General features: G+C 53.9%; 21 protein-coding genes. 5 read left to right on the top strand and 16 right to left on the bottom strand.

Annotated elements, in window-relative coordinates:
* Window positions 1–26 precede the first annotated feature (26 nt).
* Window positions 27–641 carry a recombinase family protein gene (locus C3F36_RS22470; protein ID WP_000904941.1) on the top strand — a complete coding sequence of 205 codons (615 nt, stop codon included), beginning with the start codon at window positions 27–29 and terminating at the stop codon, window positions 639–641.
* Window positions 642–693: 52 nt separating this feature from the next.
* Here the strand turns inward: C3F36_RS22470 and merE are convergent, their stop codons facing one another.
* The 6 genes from merE to merT are packed head-to-tail and all read right to left on the bottom strand — an operon-like array spanning window position 694 to window position 3,841.
* Entirely contained in the window at window positions 694–930 is a 237-nt protein-coding gene (merE, locus tag C3F36_RS22465; protein ID WP_001087809.1) for a broad-spectrum mercury transporter MerE, read from the bottom strand.
* A complete protein-coding gene (gene merD, locus C3F36_RS22460) occupies window positions 927–1,292 on the bottom strand; it encodes a mercury resistance co-regulator MerD (protein ID WP_010466447.1) in 366 nt (121 codons plus the stop codon). The genes merE and merD overlap by 4 nt, the downstream gene beginning before the upstream one ends.
* 16 nt (window positions 1,293–1,308) lie before the next feature.
* Entirely contained in the window at window positions 1,309–2,955 is a 1,647-nt protein-coding gene (merA, locus tag C3F36_RS22455) for a mercury(II) reductase (RefSeq protein WP_000136268.1), read from the bottom strand.
* On the bottom strand, window positions 2,952–3,197 hold the full coding sequence (gene merF / locus C3F36_RS22450; RefSeq protein ID WP_000654684.1) for a mercury resistance system transport protein MerF: 246 nt from the start codon (window positions 3,195–3,197) through the stop codon (window positions 2,952–2,954). The genes merA and merF overlap by 4 nt, the downstream gene beginning before the upstream one ends.
* A 2-nt stretch (window positions 3,198–3,199) precedes the next feature.
* On the bottom strand, window positions 3,200–3,475 hold the full coding sequence (gene merP / locus C3F36_RS22445; protein WP_104455940.1) for a mercury resistance system periplasmic binding protein MerP: 276 nt from the start codon (window positions 3,473–3,475) through the stop codon (window positions 3,200–3,202).
* A gap of 15 nt (window positions 3,476–3,490) precedes the next feature.
* Window positions 3,491–3,841 carry a mercuric ion transporter MerT gene (gene merT, locus C3F36_RS22440; protein WP_001294667.1) on the bottom strand — a complete coding sequence of 117 codons (351 nt, stop codon included), beginning with the start codon at window positions 3,839–3,841 and terminating at the stop codon, window positions 3,491–3,493.
* Window positions 3,842–3,912: 71 nt separating this feature from the next.
* Here merT and merR point away from each other — a divergent pair, with 71 nt between their 5' ends.
* Together merR and C3F36_RS22430 are read left to right on the top strand one after the other, a co-directional pair.
* Window positions 3,913–4,347: an Hg(II)-responsive transcriptional regulator gene (merR, locus tag C3F36_RS22435; protein ID WP_000429838.1), complete on the top strand. Its 435-nt coding sequence runs from the start codon at window positions 3,913–3,915 to the stop codon at window positions 4,345–4,347.
* 257 nt (window positions 4,348–4,604) lie between these two features.
* On the top strand, window positions 4,605–5,162 hold the full coding sequence (locus C3F36_RS22430) for a recombinase family protein (RefSeq protein ID WP_010466470.1): 558 nt from the start codon (window positions 4,605–4,607) through the stop codon (window positions 5,160–5,162).
* Window positions 5,163–5,853: 691 nt separating this feature from the next.
* On the opposite strand, the gene C3F36_RS22420 is transcribed toward C3F36_RS22430, so the two are convergent.
* From C3F36_RS22420 to C3F36_RS22410, 3 genes are all read right to left on the bottom strand, one after another.
* Window positions 5,854–6,303: a KfrB domain-containing protein gene (locus tag C3F36_RS22420; protein WP_010466474.1), complete on the bottom strand. Its 450-nt coding sequence runs from the start codon at window positions 6,301–6,303 to the stop codon at window positions 5,854–5,856.
* A gap of 21 nt (window positions 6,304–6,324) precedes the next feature.
* Window positions 6,325–9,093, bottom strand: a complete 2,769-nt coding sequence (locus C3F36_RS24120; protein ID WP_158656190.1) for a zincin-like metallopeptidase domain-containing protein — start codon at window positions 9,091–9,093, stop codon at window positions 6,325–6,327.
* Between the two features lie 447 nt (window positions 9,094–9,540).
* A complete protein-coding gene (locus C3F36_RS22410) occupies window positions 9,541–10,173 on the bottom strand; it encodes a tetracycline resistance transcriptional repressor TetR(E) (protein ID WP_011899269.1) in 633 nt (210 codons plus the stop codon).
* 80 nt (window positions 10,174–10,253) lie between these two features.
* Here C3F36_RS22410 and tet(E) point away from each other — a divergent pair, with 80 nt between their 5' ends.
* Both tet(E) and C3F36_RS24215 read left to right on the top strand, forming a co-directional pair.
* A complete protein-coding gene (gene tet(E), locus C3F36_RS22405; protein WP_011899270.1) occupies window positions 10,254–11,471 on the top strand; it encodes a tetracycline efflux MFS transporter Tet(E) in 1,218 nt (405 codons plus the stop codon).
* An 817-nt stretch (window positions 11,472–12,288) separates the two neighbouring features.
* Entirely contained in the window at window positions 12,289–12,759 is a 471-nt protein-coding gene (locus C3F36_RS24215) for an antitoxin Xre/MbcA/ParS toxin-binding domain-containing protein (RefSeq protein WP_011899271.1), read from the top strand.
* Window positions 12,760–12,892: 133 nt separating this feature from the next.
* Here the strand turns inward: C3F36_RS24215 and C3F36_RS23490 are convergent, their stop codons facing one another.
* From C3F36_RS23490 to C3F36_RS22370, 7 genes are all read right to left on the bottom strand, one after another.
* Window positions 12,893–13,249, bottom strand: a complete 357-nt coding sequence (locus C3F36_RS23490) for a hypothetical protein (RefSeq protein ID WP_011899272.1) — start codon at window positions 13,247–13,249, stop codon at window positions 12,893–12,895.
* Between the two features lie 168 nt (window positions 13,250–13,417).
* Window positions 13,418–13,717, bottom strand: a complete 300-nt coding sequence (locus C3F36_RS22395) for a hypothetical protein (protein ID WP_011899273.1) — start codon at window positions 13,715–13,717, stop codon at window positions 13,418–13,420.
* A gap of 54 nt (window positions 13,718–13,771) precedes the next feature.
* Window positions 13,772–15,376, bottom strand: a complete 1,605-nt coding sequence (locus C3F36_RS22390) for a TnsD family transposase (protein WP_223945899.1) — start codon at window positions 15,374–15,376, stop codon at window positions 13,772–13,774.
* Window positions 15,377–15,391: 15 nt separating this feature from the next.
* Complete coding sequence (locus C3F36_RS22385) at window positions 15,392–16,351, bottom strand: TniQ family protein (RefSeq protein WP_042657575.1); 960 nt, start codon at window positions 16,349–16,351, stop codon at window positions 15,392–15,394.
* The gene (locus C3F36_RS22380) at window positions 16,348–17,787 is read right to left on the bottom strand and encodes an AAA family ATPase (RefSeq protein WP_011899277.1); all 1,440 of its coding nucleotides are present in this window, start codon (window positions 17,785–17,787) and stop codon (window positions 16,348–16,350) included. The genes C3F36_RS22385 and C3F36_RS22380 overlap by 4 nt, the downstream gene beginning before the upstream one ends.
* Before the next feature lie 2 nt (window positions 17,788–17,789).
* Window positions 17,790–19,973, bottom strand: coding sequence for a hypothetical protein (locus tag C3F36_RS23485; protein WP_011899278.1), 2,184 nt, complete (start codon window positions 19,971–19,973; stop codon window positions 17,790–17,792).
* Window positions 19,963–20,553, bottom strand: a complete 591-nt coding sequence (locus tag C3F36_RS22370) for a TnsA endonuclease N-terminal domain-containing protein (RefSeq protein ID WP_324806741.1) — start codon at window positions 20,551–20,553, stop codon at window positions 19,963–19,965. Before C3F36_RS22370 ends, C3F36_RS23485 begins: the two co-directional genes overlap by 11 nt.
* Between the last annotated feature and the right edge of the window lie 38 nt (window positions 20,554–20,591).

Here is a 20,591-nt window from a genome sequence, read left to right as displayed (position 1 = left end):
ACGAACGTATATGTGACAGGTACGACATGCTGATAGGCTACATGCGGGTATCGAAGGCGGACGGCTCCCAGGCTACCGATTTGCAGCGCGACGCGCTGATTGCCGCCGGGGTCGATCCAGTACATCTTTACGAGGACCAGGCATCCGGCATGCGCGAGGATCGGCCCGGCTTGACGAGCTGCCTGAAGGCGTTGCGAACTGGCGACACACTGGTCGTGTGGAAACTGGATCGGCTCGGACGCGACCTGCGACATCTCATCAACACCGTGCACGACCTGACTGGGCGCGGCATCGGCTTGAAGGTATTAACCGGGCACGGCGCGGCCATCGACACCACGACCGCCGCCGGCAAGCTGGTCTTTGGCATCTTCGCCGCCCTGGCCGAGTTCGAGCGCGAGTTGATCGCGGAGCGCACGATTGCCGGCCTAGCCTCGGCCCGCGCGCGCGGGCGGAAAGGCGGCCGGCCGTTCAAGATGACCGCCGCCAAGCTGCGGCTGGCGATGGCGGCAATGGGTCAGCCAGAGACCAAGGTCGGCGACCTGTGCCAGGAACTTGGCGTCACGCGGCAGACCCTGTATCGGCATGTTTCACCCAAGGGTGAGCTACGTCCAGATGGCGAGAAGCTACTCAGCCGAATTTGATGCCGGCATGAGGCAACGTAGCGACAGCGTGGTTTGTCTCAATGGGAAGCGCTCATGATCGATCTTTGAAGGCCCGCAGCAGTCGTGTCACAGACAGGACGAACAAACCGGTCAGCGTGAGGGCTGCGATACCCCAGTACTCTCCGATGAACGCGCCGGCCGTCGTGCCGGCCAGCACAATGGCGAGAATCGGCAAATGGCAGGGACAGGTGAGCACGGCCAGCGCGCCCCACAGGTAGCCGGTGATCGGTTTGTGCGTCTCGGACGGCAAGCGCTCGGGGCTGTTCATGGCAGACTCTCCGCGTGCTGTGCCGGCTCGGTCGGCATGGTGGCCAACTGCACCTCCAGATCGGCCAACGCTTCGCGCCGACGCTCGACGAACTGGCGCAGAACGGCAAGCTGCGCGGCCGCTTCATCGCCGTCCGCAGCATCCAGCGCCCGGCACAGCCGCGCCAGCGCGTCCAGGCCGATGCCCGCCTCGAAGGCCGCCCGCACGAAGCACAGCCGTTGCAAGGCGGCATCATCGAACAGGCCATAGCCGCCCGGGGTGCACGCCACCGGACGCAGAAATCCGCGCAGCAGGTAGTCGCGCACGATATGCACGCTCACCCCGGCATCAAGGGCCAGCCGGGACACGGTGTAGGCGCTCATTGAAAACCTCCTTTTTTTATCCAGCGCAGCAGGAAAGCTGCTTCACGTCCTTGTTGAAGGTCTGCGCCGCAAGCTTCAACCCCTCGACCATTGTCAGGTAGGGGAACAACTGGTCGGCCAGTTCCTGCACCGTCATGCGGTTGCGGATGGCGAGCACCGCCGTCTGGATCAGTTCGCCCGCTTCCGGGGCCACCGCCTGCACGCCGATGAGCCGTCCGCTACCTTCCTCGATGACCAGCTTGATGAAGCCGCGTGTGTCGAAGTTGGCAAGCGCTCGCGGAACGTTGTCGAGTGTCAGCGTGCGACTGTCGGTCTCGATGCCATCGTGGTGCGCTTCCGCCTCGCTGTAGCCCACGGTGGCGACTTGCGGGTCGGTGAACACCACTGCCGGCATCGCGGTCAGATTGAGGGCTGCGTCGCCGCCGGTCATGTTGATCGCGGCACGGGTGCCGGCGGCCGCTGCCACGTAGACGAACTGCGGCTGGTCGGTGCAGTCGCCGGCCGCGTAGATGTTCGGGTTGCTCGTGCGCATGCCTTGGTCGATAACGATGGCCCCTTGCGCATTGACAGTGACCCCCGCCGCGTCCAGCGCGAGGCTGCGCGTATTCGGTGCCCGACCGGTGGCAACCAGCAACTTGTCAGCGCGTAATTCACCGTGTCCGGTGGTCAGCACGAATTCGCCGTTCACATGGGCGACCTGGCTGGCTTGCGTGTGCTCCAGCACCTCGATGCCCTCGGCGCGGAAAGCGGCTGTCACGGCCTCGCCGATGGCCGGGTCTTCCCGGAAGAACAAGGTGCTGCGTGCCAGGATCGTGACCTGGCTGCCGAGCCGGGCAAAGGCTTGCGCCAGTTCCAACGCCACCACCGACGAACCGATCACGGCCAGGCGTGCGGGAATGGTGTCGCTGACAAGCGCTTCGGTGGAAGTCCAGTAGGGTGACTCTTTCAGGCCCGGAATCGGCGGCACGGCCGGACTGGCACCGGTGGCGACCAGGCAGCGGTCGAACGTTACCTCGCGCTCGCCACCCTCGTTCAAACGGACGACCAGGCTCTGGTCGTCCTTGAAACGCGCTTCACCGTGCAAAACGGTGATGGCTGGATTGCCGTCCAGGATGCCTTCGTATTTGGCGTGCCGCAGTTCATCGACACGGGCCTGCTGCTGGGCCAGCAGTTTGCTGCGGTCAATCGCAGGCACAGTTGCCGCAATACCGCCGTCGAACGGACTTTCCCGGCGCAGATGGGCAATATGGGCAGCGCGGATCATGATCTTGGACGGCACACAGCCGATATTGACGCAGGTGCCGCCGATGGTGCCGCGTTCGATCAGCGTGACCGTCGCGCCTTGCTCGACGGCCTTCAGCGCCGCCGCCATCGCGGCCCCGCCGCTGCCAATGATGGCGATATGCAAACCGGCGCCCTCAAGTGCATCACGGATTTTTGGTTCATCTTTGAAATCACCAACCCGGATCGAGCCTTGATAACCCAATGCGGCGATGGCGGCCAGCAGTTGGTTGTGGCTCACGGCGGTGTCTGCCATGACTTGCGCGCGGCTTTCTGGATAGGACACCACAGCGGCATTCACGCCGGGAATCTTTTCCAAAGCATCTTTGACATGGGTGGCGCAGGATGTGCAGGTCATGCCATTCACGGTGATTTCGGTCATTTTTTTACTCCATTGAATTTCGGGGTGCAGCAGGCATCGGCTTGGCGTTTTCGTTGGATGGCGTAGATGGTCAAGCCGATGAAAATCGCCAGCGCAGGCAGCAGCACATAGTCCAGATAGCCGGTCAGCGCGGACAAGCCGACCACACCGAGCAAAATGACCAGAACAGGGGTGAAGCAACACAGCGCCACGAGGGTTGTGCCAATGATGCTGACCCGCAGCAGTGTCTTCGGGTCTTTCATGATCAGTTCTTGACTGATGATGGGTAGCCCGCATCCTCGGTAGCCTTGGTCAGTTTCTGCACGCTGGTCTTGGCATCATCGAAGGTGACCACCGCTTCGCGCGTCTCGAAGGTCACGTCAACTTTACTGACGCCATCGACCTTGGAAATCGCCTTCTTGACAGTGATCGGACAGGCCGAGCAGGTCATGCCCGGTACGGACAGCGTAACGGTCTGGGTGGCGGCCCACTCGGGGGCAACAACGGCAGCGAGGGCAAGGGCGGAAAGCAGCTTTTTCATGGTGAACTCCTGTGATCAATAGAAAAATGGCACGACGTAGGGAAATCCGAGCGCGACCAAAACCAGCACGGCCACGCCCCAGAAAATGAGCTTGTAAGTAGCTCGCACTTGGGGAATCGCGCAAACCTCACCCGGTTTGCAGGCGGCTGACGGCCGGTAGATGCGCCGCCAGGCGAAGAACAACGCCACCAGCGCCACGCCGATAAAGATGGGGCGATAGGGTTCCAACACCGTCAAGTTGCCGATCCAAGCGCCGCTGAACCCCAAGGCGATCAGAACCAGCGGCCCGAGGCAGCAAGCCGAGGCGAGGATGGCGGCCAGCCCGCCAGTGAAGAGCGCGCCGCGCCCGTTTTGAGGTTCAGACATACGTTTGTCCTTTCGAATCTGAATTGGATAGCTTAAGCTTACTTCCGTAGTTATGTACGGAGTCAAGCGATATGGAAAACAATTTGGAGAACCTGACCATTGGCGTTTTCGCCAGGACGGCCGGGGTCAATGTGGAGACCATCCGGTTCTATCAGCGCAAGGGCTTGCTCCCGGAACCGGACAAGCCTTACGGCAGCATTCGCCGCTATGGCGAGACGGATGTAACGCGGGTGCGCTTCGTGAAATCAGCCCAGCGGTTGGGCTTCAGCCTGGATGAGATCGCCGAGCTGCTGCGGCTGGAGGATGGCACCCATTGCGAGGAAGCCAGCAGCCTGGCCGAGCACAAGCTCAAGGACGTGCGCGAGAGGATGGCTGACCTGGCGCGCATGGAGGCCGTGCTGTCTGATTTGGTGTGCGCCTGCCATGCGCGGAAGGGGAACGTTTCCTGCCCGCTGATTGCGTCACTGCAAGGGAAGAAAGAACCGCGCAGTGCGGACGCGGTGTAGCCCGAGGGAACTACGCCTTAGCGTGCTTTATTTTCCGTTTTCTGAGGCGACTCCAACGTCAGAAAAGACCGTGCGGTCGACTTTTGATATTTCGTGCTGTCGCCTTCTGAAAGTGACACCAAGGCCCCGCAACGCGGGGCTTTTTTTGTCTCAAAACGCTTTCTCAAAAAAACTTTCTCAAATACCCTCGGGAGAACGAAATTTGAGAAGAAGGCCATGACCCACAGAACCCAGACCGCTAATCAGGTGGTCACCTGATGTTGATTGGCTACGCTCGCGTCTCAACTGTCGATCAAGACTTACGCCTCCAGCTCGACGCACTACAAGCGGCTGGATGCGACAAGGTTTTCACCGATAAGGCCAGCGGGAAGAAACTAGACCGCGCCGGCCTGATAGATGCACTGGCTTTCGCCCGCGAGGGTGACACGCTCGTCGTGTGGAAGCTGGATCGCCTTGGTCGTTCAATGAAAGGGCTGGTTGACCTTGCTGCCGAACTTGATGCGCGGAAGGTCGATCTTCGTTCGCTCACTGACGGTATCGACACCAAAGGAACCGCTGGACGCTTTTTCTTCCACGTCCTTGCCGCTATGGCGGAAATGGAGCGGGAATTGATCCTGGAGCGAACCAGGGCCGGCCTGGAAGCCGCTAGGCGTAGCGGAAAGGTCGGTGGCCGGCGTCCGGTAATGACCCCAGCAAAAACCGAGGCAGCACAAACGTTGCTGAGCAACGGGATGGACGCCAAGGAGGTGGCCATGTCCATCGGGGTATCGTTGCCAACTCTCTATCGACACCTGCCGGCGCGGGATCGGGAATAGGCCTCCGGCCGACCTGGCGTGAACCTGGACGTGATGAACAACTCCCACGGGTCAGGTAATGCGCCCCTGAAACCGCGTGTGTAGAGGGGGTGACAATTTGTCAGGGGGGACGCACGGATCGAGGTGGCCACCGACAAACTGGCGCGCTCCTGGACGTGATGAACAACTCCCACGGATCAGGTGATGCGCCCCTGAAACCGCGTGTGTAGAGGGGTGACAATTTGTCAGGGGGGCGCACGGATCGAGGTGGCTACCGACAAACTGGCGCGCTCCTGGACGTGATGAACAACTCCCACGGATCGAGGCGCTGGCCTTCGCCTGCTGACGCGAAGACGAAAAAAAGCCCTCAAGGCGAGGGCTTTGTAATAGGACGATCAGCGAGCGCGGTGCCACAGAAGTAGACGTGAGGGGGTGAGCACCTGGGCGAGTCTTGCGACTCCAGCCTGCCGCTGACCAAAGGTACAGCGGCGGCGATTCTACTACAGCGCTTTACCCCTGCGCCCGGTAATGACGTACAACACGTCAAAACCCAGCTGGTCGAGACTGGCCAAGGCCACCGCATCCGGGCAGCTCTTCCCTGCTTCGTAGTAGCACCAGGTGCGCCGGGAACAGCCAATCCTGGCAGCAGTCTCGGTGCCAGTCAGGTTGAGTCGAGACGCTTCCAGGGCTAAGCGCCGGCCGACAGCCTCTTTCACAGGGTATGCGCCTTTTTCGCTTGCAGCTTGGCCCCTTCCTCCTGGCTCAGCTCTGCTTTGACCTTGCCAACACCTCGGCTATAGGACACCTCGTAGCACTTGCCCACTACCGGCTCCTTCTCGAACAGCTTGCGATCATGCTGGACGATTCCCTTGGGGCCGAACTGATAGACATGCTTCTGGTCAACGTGCAGCACCTGTCCACCGTAGGTTTGCGGGTGGACGTTCTTGGCTGGATTAGTGGCGTCGCTCAGTTGGTGGATGCCTTTAGGCAATCCTGCCTCTGGCTGTACCTTCATGGTGACCCAGCCCGGTTCTCCATCTTTCCCCGCACCAGGTACAACCTGGTCGATCTGACGGCTGCCATTCAGCACTACGATTTTCACGCTGCCTTCGGGCTTCATGAGAACGCCGGCATCGCCGTTATTGCGGTTTGCAATTTTCATTACCACTTCAACTTCTCCTTGTTAGCGCGACATTGCCCGTCGCGGTTGTTGCTTCTCTGCCTGCGTCTGAACTTGCTCGAGGCGTTTCTGCTCGATGCGCTCCTGGTGCTTCTCGATGGCTAAGCCAACCTCCGACCGCACCTGGCGATCCAGGGCCTCACGGCCGAGGCTGCTTTTGGTGGCCAGGTCGTTGAAGTCCGTGAAACGCTTCATCTGGTTGATAGCTTCTTGTTGCTCAGGGGTCAGCTTATTGGCGCGGGCCTTCTCCGGGTCGATGGGTTCCACTCCAGCCGGATAGGCTTGCTCGCCTGGTGCGAAGATCGGAAAGATGGCCTTGCCTTCTACCGACTTCGCCGCTTCCTGGGCCTTAGTTCGGCCTGGGTTCTTGCCGTCAATCAGCTCCTGGTGAAGATCGTTGTCCCCGGCAATCAGAATTGGCTTGTCGGGGAACTGCTCGCGCATCTGCGCGGCGACATGGGGAAGGTTGCCCGAGTCAAACGCCGCAACGGTTGCGTAGCCAAGGCTTTGGGACAGCGTATCGGCCGTGGCATAGCCTTCGCCGATCACGATGGCAGGAGCTGCTTGCAGAGCCTCCAGGCCAGCGCCGCCGACGACATGGAAGTTCTGGTGTTTCTCGGTGCCCTTGGCAAACATCTTCGTGCCGTTGGCGCGAATTGACTGCGCAGCCTTGAGGTTGCCATTGCTGTCCTGTGCGGTCAGCAGCAAGTCGCCGGCTGTGAAGACCAGATTATCCGGGTTGGCCTCGCGCAGCGCCTTCGACTCCCTAGCATTTTTCCCAATGAGGATGATCGAATCGGCAGGCAAGCCCGCTGTGTCCGCAGGTACAACCTTGAGGTCGCCGGGCCTGGCCTCCTTGTTCTGGAGATAGGTGTGATCCGCTGTTGCTTGTGGTGCGATCGCCAGCAGTTCGCCGATCGCCTTAACTGCGCGGGCTTGATTCACCAGCCGCTCTTGCTCTCGCTGGGCTTGCCGCTGCGCAGCTTCGGCATTGAAAGATGCTTTGTCGCCCTCGCTGAGCGCGTAGCCCTTGGCTTTCCAGTTTGATTGGAAGCCTGTGCGGTGGTTCTGAATCGTACCTGCAGGAACGCCTTTCTCGCCGGGTTCCAGCTCGAACCCCCGATAAGCTCCCGAGGTGTTGCCCTTGCTTCCCCCCTCGACCGGGACTCGGTGCCATTTGCCGTCCATGATGGGGTGCTCTCCATCAACCACTAGGCCGGCTTCCTTCATGACCTGGGCGAACTCTTCTCGCGGCTCCATCGCGGGGGCCTGGCGAACTTGGTTCTCTGGCAGCCACTTTTGTAGCTTCTCCAGGTCTGCGCCAGGCTGCGCGTACCAGCATTTAGTCTGCTTATCGAAACCGATGGCGGGACGGCCGCTCTGTAGCTTGCCAGCGACCTGTTTGGCCTCGTCGCGCTGCTCGTATGGAACAGCCAACCAGGTCTTTTCCTTGGCCACGCTGGTACTGCTCTGCTCGCTACGGGCCTCGCTCTTTTCGAGTTCGGCTATTCGCCGCTGCATTTCAGGATCATTTAGAGCAAGCGCCACCTCGGCATTTTTTCGCTCTTCTTTGGCCGCAGAAATGTCCTCGTCAGTGCTGTTCGGGTTTTGTCGCACCTGCGCTTCTCGCAGTCGTGCTTGCTCGACTGCTTGCTGCATATCATCAGCCTGAACCAGCCCCTGGCCCTGGAGCACTTCGCGCCGGTCGCTGACCGCATCAGTAGCATCGAATATCTGCTTCTCTACCTGGTCAACATCCTGGTACATGGCTTCGGCGGCTGGCTCATGGCGCTGCCAGAACGGGTTGTTGTTGCCCATTGGGTGCATCGAATCCAGAACACTCTGCACAGTGTCTAGCTGCCGCTCGTTCATCCGGCCAATGGCAGGGCGAAGGTCGCTACTCAGCTTGTCCAGCACCCATTGCTCGGCGGTCAGTTGCTGCTGTGTGATTTCCTGTTGGGGCAACTGCTGTCCCTGCTCCATTTTGGCCTCCTGCTGTTCCTGCCGATGCCGGGCTGTGGCGATTGCAGAGTTGAGGGCGTTCGTCTGCCACTCATCATCCGAAGTCATGCCAGTGCCTGGAACTCGCTGCCCCTCGATGCAGCTCACAGCTTTACCGTCGCCGCTGTGCAGCTCGCTATGTACTGGGATCAATTTTCCGTCTGTATCCTGGTACTCGACGCGAATATCCGCCTCGTACTCGCCAGCATTCGACCAGCGAAGCATTGCCTTGAGGCCGTTAGCTTCGGCAGTGCGCTCCAGGGTCTGCCACGACTCCAGGGCGCTGTATCCAGGATTGGCGTTCTTGTGGGCTTCCTGGATATGGGCCAATACCTCGGCCTGCTCTTGGCCTAGCTGCGCGGTGTCCACCTGGTGGTCTTGAACTTGCTGCTGTTCAAACGCCAGGACGAAAGCCTGGATTTTCTCGGCATCCGCGGCTGCCCGGAAGATCTCAAGTGGATCTTCTTGCAGCACCTTGATCCATGACCCGACATACGCAACGTGCTGACCAGGATCGTGGCCAATACCCAGCTCGTTGCCCAGGATCATGCTGGAAATCTCTGCCCGCAACTCTTCCTTGGCGTACCCCTCCGACCCGAATGGGTTGGACAAGTCACGGTCAAGCCGCGAAGGGTGGCCAGTCCAATGCCCCAGCTCATGCAGTGCGGTCGCGTAGTAGTTGTCGGCCGAGGGAAACTGGCCGCGCTCGGGCATGGTGATGCTGTCGGTTGATGGCCGGTAAAACGCCCTATCACCGCCTGCATGTGTGATGCGCGCCCCTGATGATCACAACCATTTAAGTTGGAAACTGGCAGATCAAAGTATTCAATGAGTTAACGATACCAAATGTGACATTTAAGTTGGAAACTCAAAAGTAATACTACATCTGCTCCGTGAGCAAACAGGACATTTAAGTTGGAAAACAGGCTCTATTTGACGTGATGGGGAGGGTGCGAACAAATCCTTGACACGAGATCATCAGATTTTCTTAGTACCATGGATGAGAACCAACGTGAGCCATCAACTGACCTTCGCTGACTACGAGTTCAATGGCAAACACCGCCAGACCCGCAAAGAAATCCCCCTTTTGTTCGGATCTCCCTAATTTATCAAAGGCTATGCACATACACATTTTCAAGAATACTTGTCGCGTGAAAAATAAAAATCACTGGCGATAGATTTAAAATTACTACCGTTAGCACTGCCCCATAGACAGCATCATTTATTATTACCCTGGATGGACATATATTTTTCATCTAATTGTGCAGAGAATCCAACTATTAATGATTTCAGCCCGAAATGGAAGGCCGTTTCAGCAGTGGTTCTCGTCTGAACATTAAATGCCTCCTGTAATAATGGTGGCACAGCGTCCATCACTGTATTGTATTCTGTCGGGTTTGTGGCTTGCTCTTCCAATACTGCACCCAGCGTAAAATGGCTGATAGATTGCAGAATGAAAAGAGCCTCCTCGACCGAAAACCCTGCATCGCATAGACAGCGTAGTTGCGCCTCTGCTTGTTCAAACTGGGGGGGCGTAGGAGAGGTCCCTATGTGCAATCGGGCTCCATCACGATGGACCAATAATGCTTTACGGAAACTCAGAGCATTTTCCTGGAGAAACTGCTGCCAACTCTCAGTCGGTAACGGTACTGAACGGGTGTGATGCTTCGCCAGTATTGCCTCTGAAAGCATGTTCATAAGGGTCTGCTTGTTGCGCACGTGCCAATACAGAGTCGGTTGCTCAATTTTGAGGGACTGCGCCAGCTTACGCGTAGTCAGGCCCTCTAGCCCTTCTCTGTCCAGCAGGGTGAGCGCCATTGAAATTACGTCGTCCAAGCTTAGTCGTGCCATCACTATCTCCTTTCGCTGTTGACAATCTATCACTGATAGAGTTACTTTTCAAACCCTATCACCGATAGAGAGCGTTAACTATGAACCGCACTGTGATGATGGCACTGGTCATCATTTTTTTAGATGCCATAGGGATTGGCATAATTATGCCTGTCTTACCGGCGTTATTACGGGAGTTTGTTGGAAAGGCTAATGTTGCGGAGAACTACGGTGTTTTATTGGCGCTGTATGCAATGATGCAAGTGATTTTTGCCCCTCTTCTCGGCCGCTGGTCAGATCGCATAGGTCGTCGCCCTGTATTATTACTTTCACTTTTAGGTGCAACACTGGACTACGCATTAATGGCAACAGCCAGCGTAGTGTGGGTGTTGTATCTGGGACGCTTAATTGCTGGTATTACCGGTGCGACTGGAGCTGTTGCAGCCTCAACAATTGCCGATGTCACACCTGAGGAATCCAGGACACATTGGTTTGGTATGATGGGTGCCTGTTTTGGTGGCGGTATGATTGCTGGACCAGTCATTGGTGGTTTTGCAGGTCAACTTTCGGTACAGGCACCGTTTATGTTCGCTGCTGCCATTAACGGGCTGGCATTTCTGGTCTCCCTATTCATTTTACATGAGACCCATAATGCTAATCAGGTTAGTGACGAGATAAAGAATGAAACAATCAATGAAACCACATCCTCCATACGCGAGATGATCTCCCCATTATCGGGATTGCTAGTTGTCTTTTTCATCATTCAATTGATTGGCCAAATCCCTGCAACATTATGGGTTTTATTCGGAGAAGAGCGCTTCGCATGGGATGGCGTAATGGTCGGTGTTTCATTGGCTGTGTTTGGGCTTACACACGCTCTGTTTCAAGGACTTGCTGCTGGTTTTATCGCTAAACATTTGGGAGAACAGAGAGCTATCGTGGTTGGCATCTTGGCTGATGGCTGTGGCCTACTTTTATTGGCAGTCATTACGCAAAGCTGGATGGTTTGGCCAGTTGTGCTGTTACTCGCTTGTGGTGGCATAACTCTTCCCGCTTTGCAGGGAATTATATCTGTTCGTGTCGGTCAGGTAGCACAGGGACAATTGCAAGGGTTGCTGACCAGTTTGACACACCTCACGGGTGTAATCGGTCCACTTATTTTTGCATTTTTGTATAGTGCAACCCACGAATCTTGGAATGGTTGGGTGTGGATAGTTGGATGCGGATTGTATGTAGTTGCACTGACTATACTGAGGTTTTTCTATCCCGGCAGGGCAGTCCACCCGAAAAATCAGAGCAATTCACAGCCATTTCTTTAAATGGTAATGGTAACTGAATGCCCCCAATTCCTAGACGTGAAACCGACCGTTGCACAGCATCAGAAATTGTGAATGTAACACATTGGACTACTACGAGAACCTACAATGCAAGCCATATTATTTGAGTAGTATTAACGCTACTCCATAACGACTGTCGCCATACTGAAAGTATGGTAAACAGAATAAAGAACTGTCCTCCACAATTGCAAGCCACCATGCCAATCTGTCAGCGCATAATGCCCATTATGTTTAATTGCAGTGTTTGCTTAGCAAAATGGTCACTTCGCAGCCAAATAGTAAATTAGCGCCAGTTTTACACCCTCAGCCGAAGCTAGTCTGGGCCTGATTAGCGTGAAAGTTTATGACAAATCGCTGGTGAGTTTGACTCAGCGAGGAGGCCACTCTGATTTACTCCAAGAAAAGCCATCAAGCGGGTATTTTGATCGGTTTAACTCAATGACCCACCCGCTACCGGCAGACGCGAACGCCAGTTGATAGCCCTGCTCGGGCGAGATGCCAGACGGCAAAGCGGAGACTGAGCGAAAGCTTTCGTCATCAGATGACACCTCTCACCGGTTGACACACGCCTGCGTTGCCGATGCCAGAACCTAATCGGCTCAAAAAGGCCTAGATAATGAGCCGATTAACGTCACTAATCGGCTCATCGCCAAATCAGGTCCTGATTCGTCACAAAAGCGCCAACGCTTTCGTCGACGGCCAACGAAGTGCGCCAAACTAGGTGAGATCCCAATGAACTCTTGAGTGATGGATTACATTGGGCCCGACAACGTTCACGACCATCATCAACAGAGCCCATATGGAGACAACTGGCTACATGAATCGTGCTAACCACGCTCTCACCGCTAGCAGTTCATCTGTGACCGATGTTCTTGCATCCCTCGATATGCCTCGCAATAGGCTGGCGGCTCATCAGCACATTGTTGCCGGAGTCTCCCCTGAGGTCGTCATCAAGTTGGTTGCCCTGCTAGGGTCGGACACTCGTACTGTTTGTGCGATGATCGGCATTCACCGTGATGAGTTGAGTCGCCAAATCAGGCGGGGAGTTCACCTATCTCCCGCTCAGGGAGATCGCCTCTACTGGGTTGTACTAGCGCTGGAGGCTGTCATATCCCTGTACAACGGCGATATTACCAAGTCATTACGATGGCTCACTCGACCAGCCTGGGGATTTGGGGGTGAAAGGCCCGCTGAGGTGCTCACCTCACCGATGGGCGCTCAGGCGGTTATCGACCTTGCAGGAGGAATTGAACACGGCGTCCCTTATTGATTCACCCGTACATGTCATCGTTTATACCAGAACGACCCCTTTCAACCGCTTGCAGCGTGTCGAATCGCCCGCTTAAGCCCAAACGAATCCATTAACATGAATGGCCAGTATTTCCGAAGCTATTTTGACGCAATCAAAACTCAAGGTGACGAAGCTCTTCGTAGTCAAACTGCCCATCCCTGAGGAGATGAATGATGACCTCGCCTTGATCTAGTTCAAGCGCATTTAACATGTTCTCAAGGACCCCGCAGGTATAAAAAGTCATGCCATTTTCCCCATCAAATGGCAGCCAGTAATCATTACCAGATGACTGTTTCCATACTAGAAAGTCACCCTGTCTTGCTATCGTTGATAGGGTTCCAGTTCCGCTGGAAAGTCGCCATCTGTCATCTTGTCGCCAAGATGCAAATATTTTGAATACGCCAACTCGCTCCTCCTTTTCATCTGGTGGGATACGCAATACCACCCACCCCTCTGGTGTAACTTTCATACCACGGCTCCTTTCATAGCGCAGGATAAATTAGGTTCTTGGACAACCTGCTGTGACGGGCAGAATGCAATTATTCCCATGCAACACGAGAGTATCTGTTGTCTGATTGCCGTTGGGCGCAGGCTGGCACGCTCCTGCGTGAGCCGACGGGTCTCAATCGCTTCATCGTTAGATAAGCTCCTGATTTCCTTCAACTCGCCCAAAGTGGTCCGGATCGGCGGGTTGATAGTCTTCCGCGAACAGGTTTTGCAACCGATGAGCCTGCCTCAGGTTTGCCAACGCTTCGAAAAAACAGGTTTCGCAAAGATGCACCTGATATTGCGCACCATCGTGCTGCGAACCATACCCCCAGCGCGCTGCCAGCGTGCCGAACTCCTGCGTACCAATGGTGGTTGTCGTGCTACTGCCACAGACATCGCAGAGAATATCGACGACCTGCGTGGTGGGGACGATGGCTTCGACTTTCATGGCAATACTCCTCGTGTTGACCCCTGACAGCCGTGCCTATATCGACGGCAACCATCAGGGTTTGGCATGCTGGGCTGCGTAAGCAGCGACAAGTCGCACAGCCAGCGCATAGCTGAGCGGTAATCTAGCTTTGTATTTCCTGAGCCAATCCGGTTTGCCAAGCGCACGCTCCAGGGCTGACAATGATCTTGCCTGTGCGGCCAGCTGCCCAAGTCGTGCAGCCAGTTCCAGATCCCGTTGTGCCCAATCCACGCTGGGATGGTGAACAGCCCGTTTGGGAGCGGGCAACTGCTGATACAGCCAGACGCGATCATGCTGATAGAGCCAGCTGAATGCCGTTCGGCACGCCTGCTCGATGACACCGCGACTGGCATGGACATGCTGTGCCAGATATGTCGTCAATGTATCGCGGTGCTCACGCAGCTTGCGCACTCTGCCCAAATGCCGCCGCCAATCAGACAACCCCTGATGGCTCTGAATGATGGCTTCGACCGCACCGACTGAGACGCCATGGCAATGGGCGATCTGCTGTCGGCTTACCCCCATGAACGCCTGCCGCCATATCCCCTGCGCCACTGCCGCAGTGATGCGCTGGATTCGGTGTTCGACGGGGTGGTTGTGTCGCAACGCGAGTTGCTTGATATAACCGACACTGTAACCGGTGTGGCGGGCGATCTGGCGCATGGAGAGCGGCTCTGCCAACCACCTTAGCACTGCTCGCTCGGCGGCTTGCGCGTCACGCGCTGGCGGCACAGGCAACACCTGCTGCGCCTCGATGGAGAAGAACTCCGCTGGGCTGCGACTCACAAACGCCATCAGCATCACATGTTTCAGGTAGTGGTGACTGCGGTCACCGTGCACCAGCCCCGAGACGTATCGATAGTTGGCCAGTCCCGGCGGCACTATCGGCGTTATATCGGCAAACAACCCCTGCCAGAACTCCGTCATGGCCTGCAACAGGGCCTGGCTGCGCAGATGGCCTCGGGCCGTCAGATAGCCCTGTTGCCCGAGCCATCGCTGGTACAGCTCCGCTAGCGACTCCGTTGGTGACTGGACGCACAGATGCCGATGCAGAGCGGTGATATATGCAGAGAGATAGATTTCATGTGCGGATGGTCGTGATGGTTCACAGGGTATCGCGGGATCCGGCAGGAACAATCGGCGGTCGATGCCGCCTGCACCGGCCACCAGGGTATGCAGACGCAGCTGGTGCGTTTCACAGGCGGTGACCCCGTACAGTTGGTGCGCCGTATGCCAGTAGCCGCAACCCACGACCTGTTCATCCCCCCGCAGGCAGGCGGGACACCATTTAAGGCAGACACCGCCAAAATGTAGTTTGCTGGCGGCCTGCCCTGACAGGGCGATGATCCCCCTCCCCTCACCCAGCATGGCGGCCGCTAGGGCGTGGACTTGGGATTGCTCGTCCAGCGCGAAGGCATAGAGCGGGAAGCCCGTGCCATAGTGCAGCAGGTATTGCGGATCCACTCCAGCAGCCTGGGCAGTAACCTCAATATGGCCTGGCAATACCGGATGCAACCGAATGGCAGGACGATGGAACAATCGTTCACAGAAGCGGTTTCGGTCACTGTAGGCAGAATGTACGAAACACTGGCTAACCCAGCTGTAGGCTGATTCGCCAGGAATATAGGTTGGGCTCACTGAGGTCAACACCGCTCACCCCTCAGATCCCAGGAGCCCTACCAGATCGATACCTGCATGCTGCAATAGCAGAAGGTGGGCCAGAGGATGCAACGGATCTCGGGCTGACTGCTCATGATAGCCCCGTGCATTACGCAGTTGGGGGGGTAACTGCCAGCCCTGACCGATCCGTCCAGAGTTGATGAAATACGCAGCCAATGTCTGGGGATCGCTCTGCGCATCCATCTGCTTGAACCACATATTGATCGCTTTAATACTCTTGACCGTGCGCATCGCCTCGCCCGATATCCCCATCGAATCACTCACCAACTGGGTCAGCGAGCGTAGGGTAAGTGCGCTGGCGGAATGGGCCAATACCAGCGACGCTAACTCGATCTCGCGCATCGGCTCGGTAAAATGACCATCATATCCCCCCACCCAGTGGCCGCACTGTGAGCAGAGGTTATCGTAGGGAGGGATGGGTTGTTCCGACAACAGCGTGGCGGTAAAACCACAGCCTGCGCAGCACCCGGACAAGCCGAGTTGATGTCGATGACAATGAAACACCCCTGGCAACTGATGATCCCGGTGGTAATACGGCATGCCATGGATCTCGTGATCTTCTGCGATACAGCCTGCGCACCAGCGCCAGTGTCGGTGCTGTATATTATGTTGGCCGGTCACCCTCAGCCGGAGCGGCGTATGACCCGCCAACGCTGCCACCACGCTCCCTTGCTCGTGCGGAGTCAGGAAGGGGGCTAAATAATTGCCGACAGAGTGATCCTGCCACGCACGTTGAACGTCTCGTGCCCGAAACTGGGTATCGAGGGTAGGATCGTCGGGGTGACATAAACGGTGAGGGCGGATTTGTGGGCTGCTCAGCCCCAACGCCCGGGCCGTTGCTGTAAACGTTCCGTGCGTGCTCAACACATGCATCCGGCCTACCACCGCCCCCAGATGTTCGCCCGGTAGCAACTCCAATCGATGCAGGATCATTTCGGCTTACCTGTATCCAGGTGATACCCAAGCTGGCCTAACAATAATTCCGGCGATAACTGTTCCAATGTTTTCTGTTGTTTTACATCTATTTTCTGCGACTTATTGCTGAGCTTAACATCACCTTGCAGCAGATGAGTTCCAGACTGTGGTTGCACCTGCTGAGCGACCTCATGACCACTCGCCACCGATTCCAGTATGAGCATCGGTGAGAGATCCTCAAATTGGTAATAGGCACCATTACGCAATGCGGTCAGCGCAGGATTGAGTATTCTAAAATCGCGATTAAAGCAGCGATCCAATGCAGCTATCGAGAGATCTTGATCTTGAGGTTTCAAATGGGTCAGATACGAAAGCGTGACCCGCACTAGGCTAGTCGCAATAGCTGGAATACCTGCGCTTAAATAATGAATGTGCTGGCGCAACACGTCTTCCGAGGTTGTCTGGTTTTTCAGCAATCTAGTCTGGCAGATCAGGCGAATAAAGCGGTGCCAAAATGAGCTTTCGAGGTCACAACTCACCAATTGCATAGAACCATTTTTGGTCGCTCGGCGAGTGAGCGTCATCTCGCTTTCAAATAATTTCATCGTGGCCAGCGTCCCGACAAACATCAGTGGTATACCAACTCGATTGAATAATTCCTCCAGAAATTTCATGGTGGTTTTTTCGTTGTTGCTGATCACCTCACTCTTGGCCGACTTGGCCAGATTCTGTGCTTCGTCGAGGATCAACAAACCAACCCCATGGCTGATAAACGCCTTTTGCACCACCGAAATCAATTCATTGACAGATCTACCTCGATGCGCATGACTGTAATCCTCGCCAGTGACTGCATCCAGCGATTCCAACAAGTTCAGTAGTAATGCCTTTTGGCCACGGCGATCATGTACCTCGATATACAGATAGGTCACCTGTATTCTGTTAATAACAAACTCGTTGCCATGGTGATCCGTATAATCACCATGCTCTATCGTCTGTGGGATCTGCCTGCAAATCTGCTTTACCATCGTGGACTTTCCACGTCCACTCAGTCCCAGCAGTAACAGGCTGTATTGAACCGACAACTCCAGTTCCAATACATGTGCAGCCTTCCACGGTTCAGCCTTATCACGATCAATCGCAGCTAATATCCGACGTACATCAGCCCCAACTGGGTTGCGTCGAACATACCCGGCCTCGATCATCCGTCGCATCTGGTCGTATAAACGGTACGCCTCATCTGGAGATGTATAAACCGCCGCCAGTTGGTCAATGGCAGTACGGATAAAATATGAATGTAGCGATTCATCTACCCCGCTAAGATCTAATTCATAGTGAAAAGGAATCTCACAGTTCGCATAAAACTGTGCCGAAGAGAGTGGCATACCTAACCCCTCAATATAGGGATTACCACGATAACTCACATTGGGGTGTGCAAAATATTTCGGTTCCGCCATGGTTACTTTTCCTGAACTGTGAATATTGTTGGATCAGTGAGATCTTGCTGGCCTATCGCCGATAATGGTCGAGGATTTGTATCTAGCTGAGCGACAGGAACCAATTCGGCAACAATGGACTGCCCCTCCCGATGTCGTTGCATGGCAGCATCTATCATTTTGCGATCTTTCATGCCGCCTTGAATGCTTTTGGCATTGCTTTTTATATGCCGCCTGATACTGGCCTGTATTTGTTTATCCTGTTTATCGAACTTTTGTACAAGTGCGACTCGCTCACTGAACTCGCGCTCCTTCATATTTGCGAGACGTTCCTTAGTGATTTCCTGCTGTCGCATGACATTCTCCCAATTATGATTTTTATAGGCCTCACTCCGGTCATTAATATCCAACTGGATAACATCGCCCAATACCGCATCTTTAAGCCATATATAATTGGTGGTGACATCTGAGTAGCGAATTTTAATCTTAAACCTACCAAGATTCCTGGCTTTATCCAGATAGTTCCTACGAACAATTTCATTGCAACTATAGTACAAGCCTCTAAAATAAATGCCCTGTGACATAACCGTTGCCTCAGCCTCGGGCAATAATGCAAAACGCAGCTTATCTGCGGACACTCTGGAACCTATGACAGCTTGCTTTAGCCCCCAATTCCAGACATCACGAGGAGTAAAACCAACACCATCTCGTGACATTTCAAAGTTTTGAGAATTAATACTAGCGCGATTATTATTCAAAAAGAGAATAGTATTTATCAAGCGGTTCATAAAGTCGCTGTAACTATACAATGGTTTACGAGACGGATGTTGGTCCTCTTTTTTCGGCACTTTCATCACTTTTCCTGCATGAGGTGGTATTGCCATTTCTTGCAGTAAATGGAAGCTTTTTTCGACCGTGCCTTTCATATCGCCACGGTGGAGTGCATTTAAATTTGCGGCCTTGATGCCGATTTGGCCTTGCAATATTGCAGTAATATTGTTATCCGAATTTTCAGATCCCCGATCCATCGTTAACTCACGACATACTTCTTGGCAGGGCCATTCAGACTCCTTTATATCAACGCCATACTCCCGACAGAAATCAATTTTATTACTCATGGCATTAAAAAGAGCCTGACTGGCACCATGCCAGCAGGGATTGCCAAATCCCACATGAATTCCAACAATCATGGTACTATACGTATCAACAACCAAATATATTGTAGGTCGTCCAATACTCACTAATTCATCTTGTGAATATTCATCACGAATATAAATGTCGGCAATGGTACTATCTATTTCATACCGATAAGTTGGTCCGCGCAGCCCTTTTTTAGCCACACCAGGTTTAGCCGCATGATCTCGCGCATAATTAATGCTACCAACTCGCTTTTTGATAAATGTTAGTTTATCGATACATTTCATTAATTGTCGTTTGAATGAACGGGGAGAAATCAAGTGATCTTTTGGAAGTAATACTTTCACTGATTCTGATACTTCACCATCTCCAACACTTTTTGGACTCAATTCGACAGATGCATAGGTCATACAATAGTCTAAATATAATTTAGAGAGAACGACTTCCTCTCCAGAGCGAATCGACTTTGAGAATAAATCAATGTTTTTAATGTCCTGCTGGGTAATACCTCGATAAGGATTGCCGTAATTAGTTTCACGTCCTCTTTTTGAGGCCAGACAGATTTTCCCATCGTCCAACTTAATAGTTTTAGTTGGTAGTTGATGATTCAAACCACACTCGTAATATCGTGGCAATAGTGAATTTTTCATCCCTCCACATTTGAAATAGCGATTCAAACAACTGCTTACATATTTTTTACTACGACCTGACTGAATTATGAGTTGTTTCAATATGCCGTTTGATTCACCATATAGATAACGATGTTTAAGATCTGGATCTACTATCAGTGGTTTGATAGTAGCAAGACATTGATCTCTTTTATCAATCCATCTAGGATCAAAAGCTGAATCTGGTTGATAGAATATCTCTGGAAAATCATGATCTGCAATAGAAACCCTAGCAGAATTTATATCAGACTCGACATGTTCCAAAGAAATAAAAAATGGGCGCTTAGGTGAGTCAGTCAACAAATCTGATACAGCTATTAACCTGTTATCCAGACAGATATCAACAATAAGCAACTCGGATTTATTTTTTGTGTTAGATACAATTTTTTGGTTAATTCTCATGAGACCCTCGCAATGCGGGAAGAGGGTGGTATAACTCAATACGCTGTGTCAAATCCATATCAATACGACCGGTATATACTGCATGTTGGAATAAGCAAACAGCATGCCTCTCATCAATGTTCATCTCTTGAGCGACCAGCAAGGCTAACATCCTAAGTGTGGATAAGGGTGCCATAATCATGTGATTTTTAAATTTTAAAACTACATGATCATAAAGATCTGCTGAAACTTGGAGAAGATTTTTTGAATCAAAACACTCCCGCAAGAACTCTACATTGTAGATAAATGTAGCATCAAAATCTTTCTCAGTTACCATCACAAAATCGATATTTTCAGCACGCCAATATTCAAGGGCAATTTTCTCTTTTGCTCGTGTTCGATTAACGACTCGAGGATTGGTGATGGCAGGATCCAGAGCATCGGAATATTTATAGCTGTACGCTGTCAATCGCGCGTTGCCACTATCGGATTGCCTCAACACTAAAAAATCCTGAGTCATGGTTTTGGCTGGAATACGACCACCATGATTGCCCCTCTCTTTGTAATTACCTGGATGGACAATGTTCAGAGAGGCAGCAATTTCTAGAGTTTTATGCAGGGGCAGCGGGTTGCATATTC

This window comes from Aeromonas sp. ASNIH2 (genome assembly GCF_002934795.1).
Classification (GTDB): Bacteria; Pseudomonadota; Gammaproteobacteria; order Enterobacterales; family Aeromonadaceae; genus Aeromonas; species Aeromonas caviae.
The sequence above is the reverse complement of the archived record's forward strand: the minus strand, read 5'-3'. Positions and strand labels throughout refer to the sequence as shown.

Coding starts and splice junctions, on each gene's coding strand:
- C3F36_RS22470 (WP_000904941.1), top strand. CDS start 27: ATGCTGATAGGCTACATGCGGGTATCGAAGGCGGACGGCTCCCAGGCT.
- merE (WP_001087809.1), bottom strand. CDS start 930: ATGAACAGCCCCGAGCGCTTGCCGTCCGAGACGCACAAACCGATCACC.
- merD (WP_010466447.1), bottom strand. CDS start 1,292: ATGAGCGCCTACACCGTGTCCCGGCTGGCCCTTGATGCCGGGGTGAGC.
- merA (WP_000136268.1), bottom strand. CDS start 2,955: ATGACCGAAATCACCGTGAATGGCATGACCTGCACATCCTGCGCCACC.
- merF (WP_000654684.1), bottom strand. CDS start 3,197: ATGAAAGACCCGAAGACACTGCTGCGGGTCAGCATCATTGGCACAACC.
- merP (WP_104455940.1), bottom strand. CDS start 3,475: ATGAAAAAGCTGCTTTCCGCCCTTGCCCTCGCTGCCGTTGTTGCCCCC.
- merT (WP_001294667.1), bottom strand. CDS start 3,841: ATGTCTGAACCTCAAAACGGGCGCGGCGCGCTCTTCACTGGCGGGCTG.
- merR (WP_000429838.1), top strand. CDS start 3,913: ATGGAAAACAATTTGGAGAACCTGACCATTGGCGTTTTCGCCAGGACG.
- C3F36_RS22430 (WP_010466470.1), top strand. CDS start 4,605: ATGTTGATTGGCTACGCTCGCGTCTCAACTGTCGATCAAGACTTACGC.
- C3F36_RS22420 (WP_010466474.1), bottom strand. CDS start 6,303: ATGAAAATTGCAAACCGCAATAACGGCGATGCCGGCGTTCTCATGAAG.
- C3F36_RS22410 (WP_011899269.1), bottom strand. CDS start 10,173: ATGGCACGACTAAGCTTGGACGACGTAATTTCAATGGCGCTCACCCTG.
- C3F36_RS24215 (WP_011899271.1), top strand. CDS start 12,289: ATGGAGACAACTGGCTACATGAATCGTGCTAACCACGCTCTCACCGCT.
- C3F36_RS23490 (WP_011899272.1), bottom strand. CDS start 13,249: ATGAAAGTTACACCAGAGGGGTGGGTGGTATTGCGTATCCCACCAGAT.
- C3F36_RS22395 (WP_011899273.1), bottom strand. CDS start 13,717: ATGAAAGTCGAAGCCATCGTCCCCACCACGCAGGTCGTCGATATTCTC.
- C3F36_RS22385 (WP_042657575.1), bottom strand. CDS start 16,351: ATGATCCTGCATCGATTGGAGTTGCTACCGGGCGAACATCTGGGGGCG.
- C3F36_RS22380 (WP_011899277.1), bottom strand. CDS start 17,787: ATGGCGGAACCGAAATATTTTGCACACCCCAATGTGAGTTATCGTGGT.
- C3F36_RS23485 (WP_011899278.1), bottom strand. CDS start 19,973: ATGAGAATTAACCAAAAAATTGTATCTAACACAAAAAATAAATCCGAG.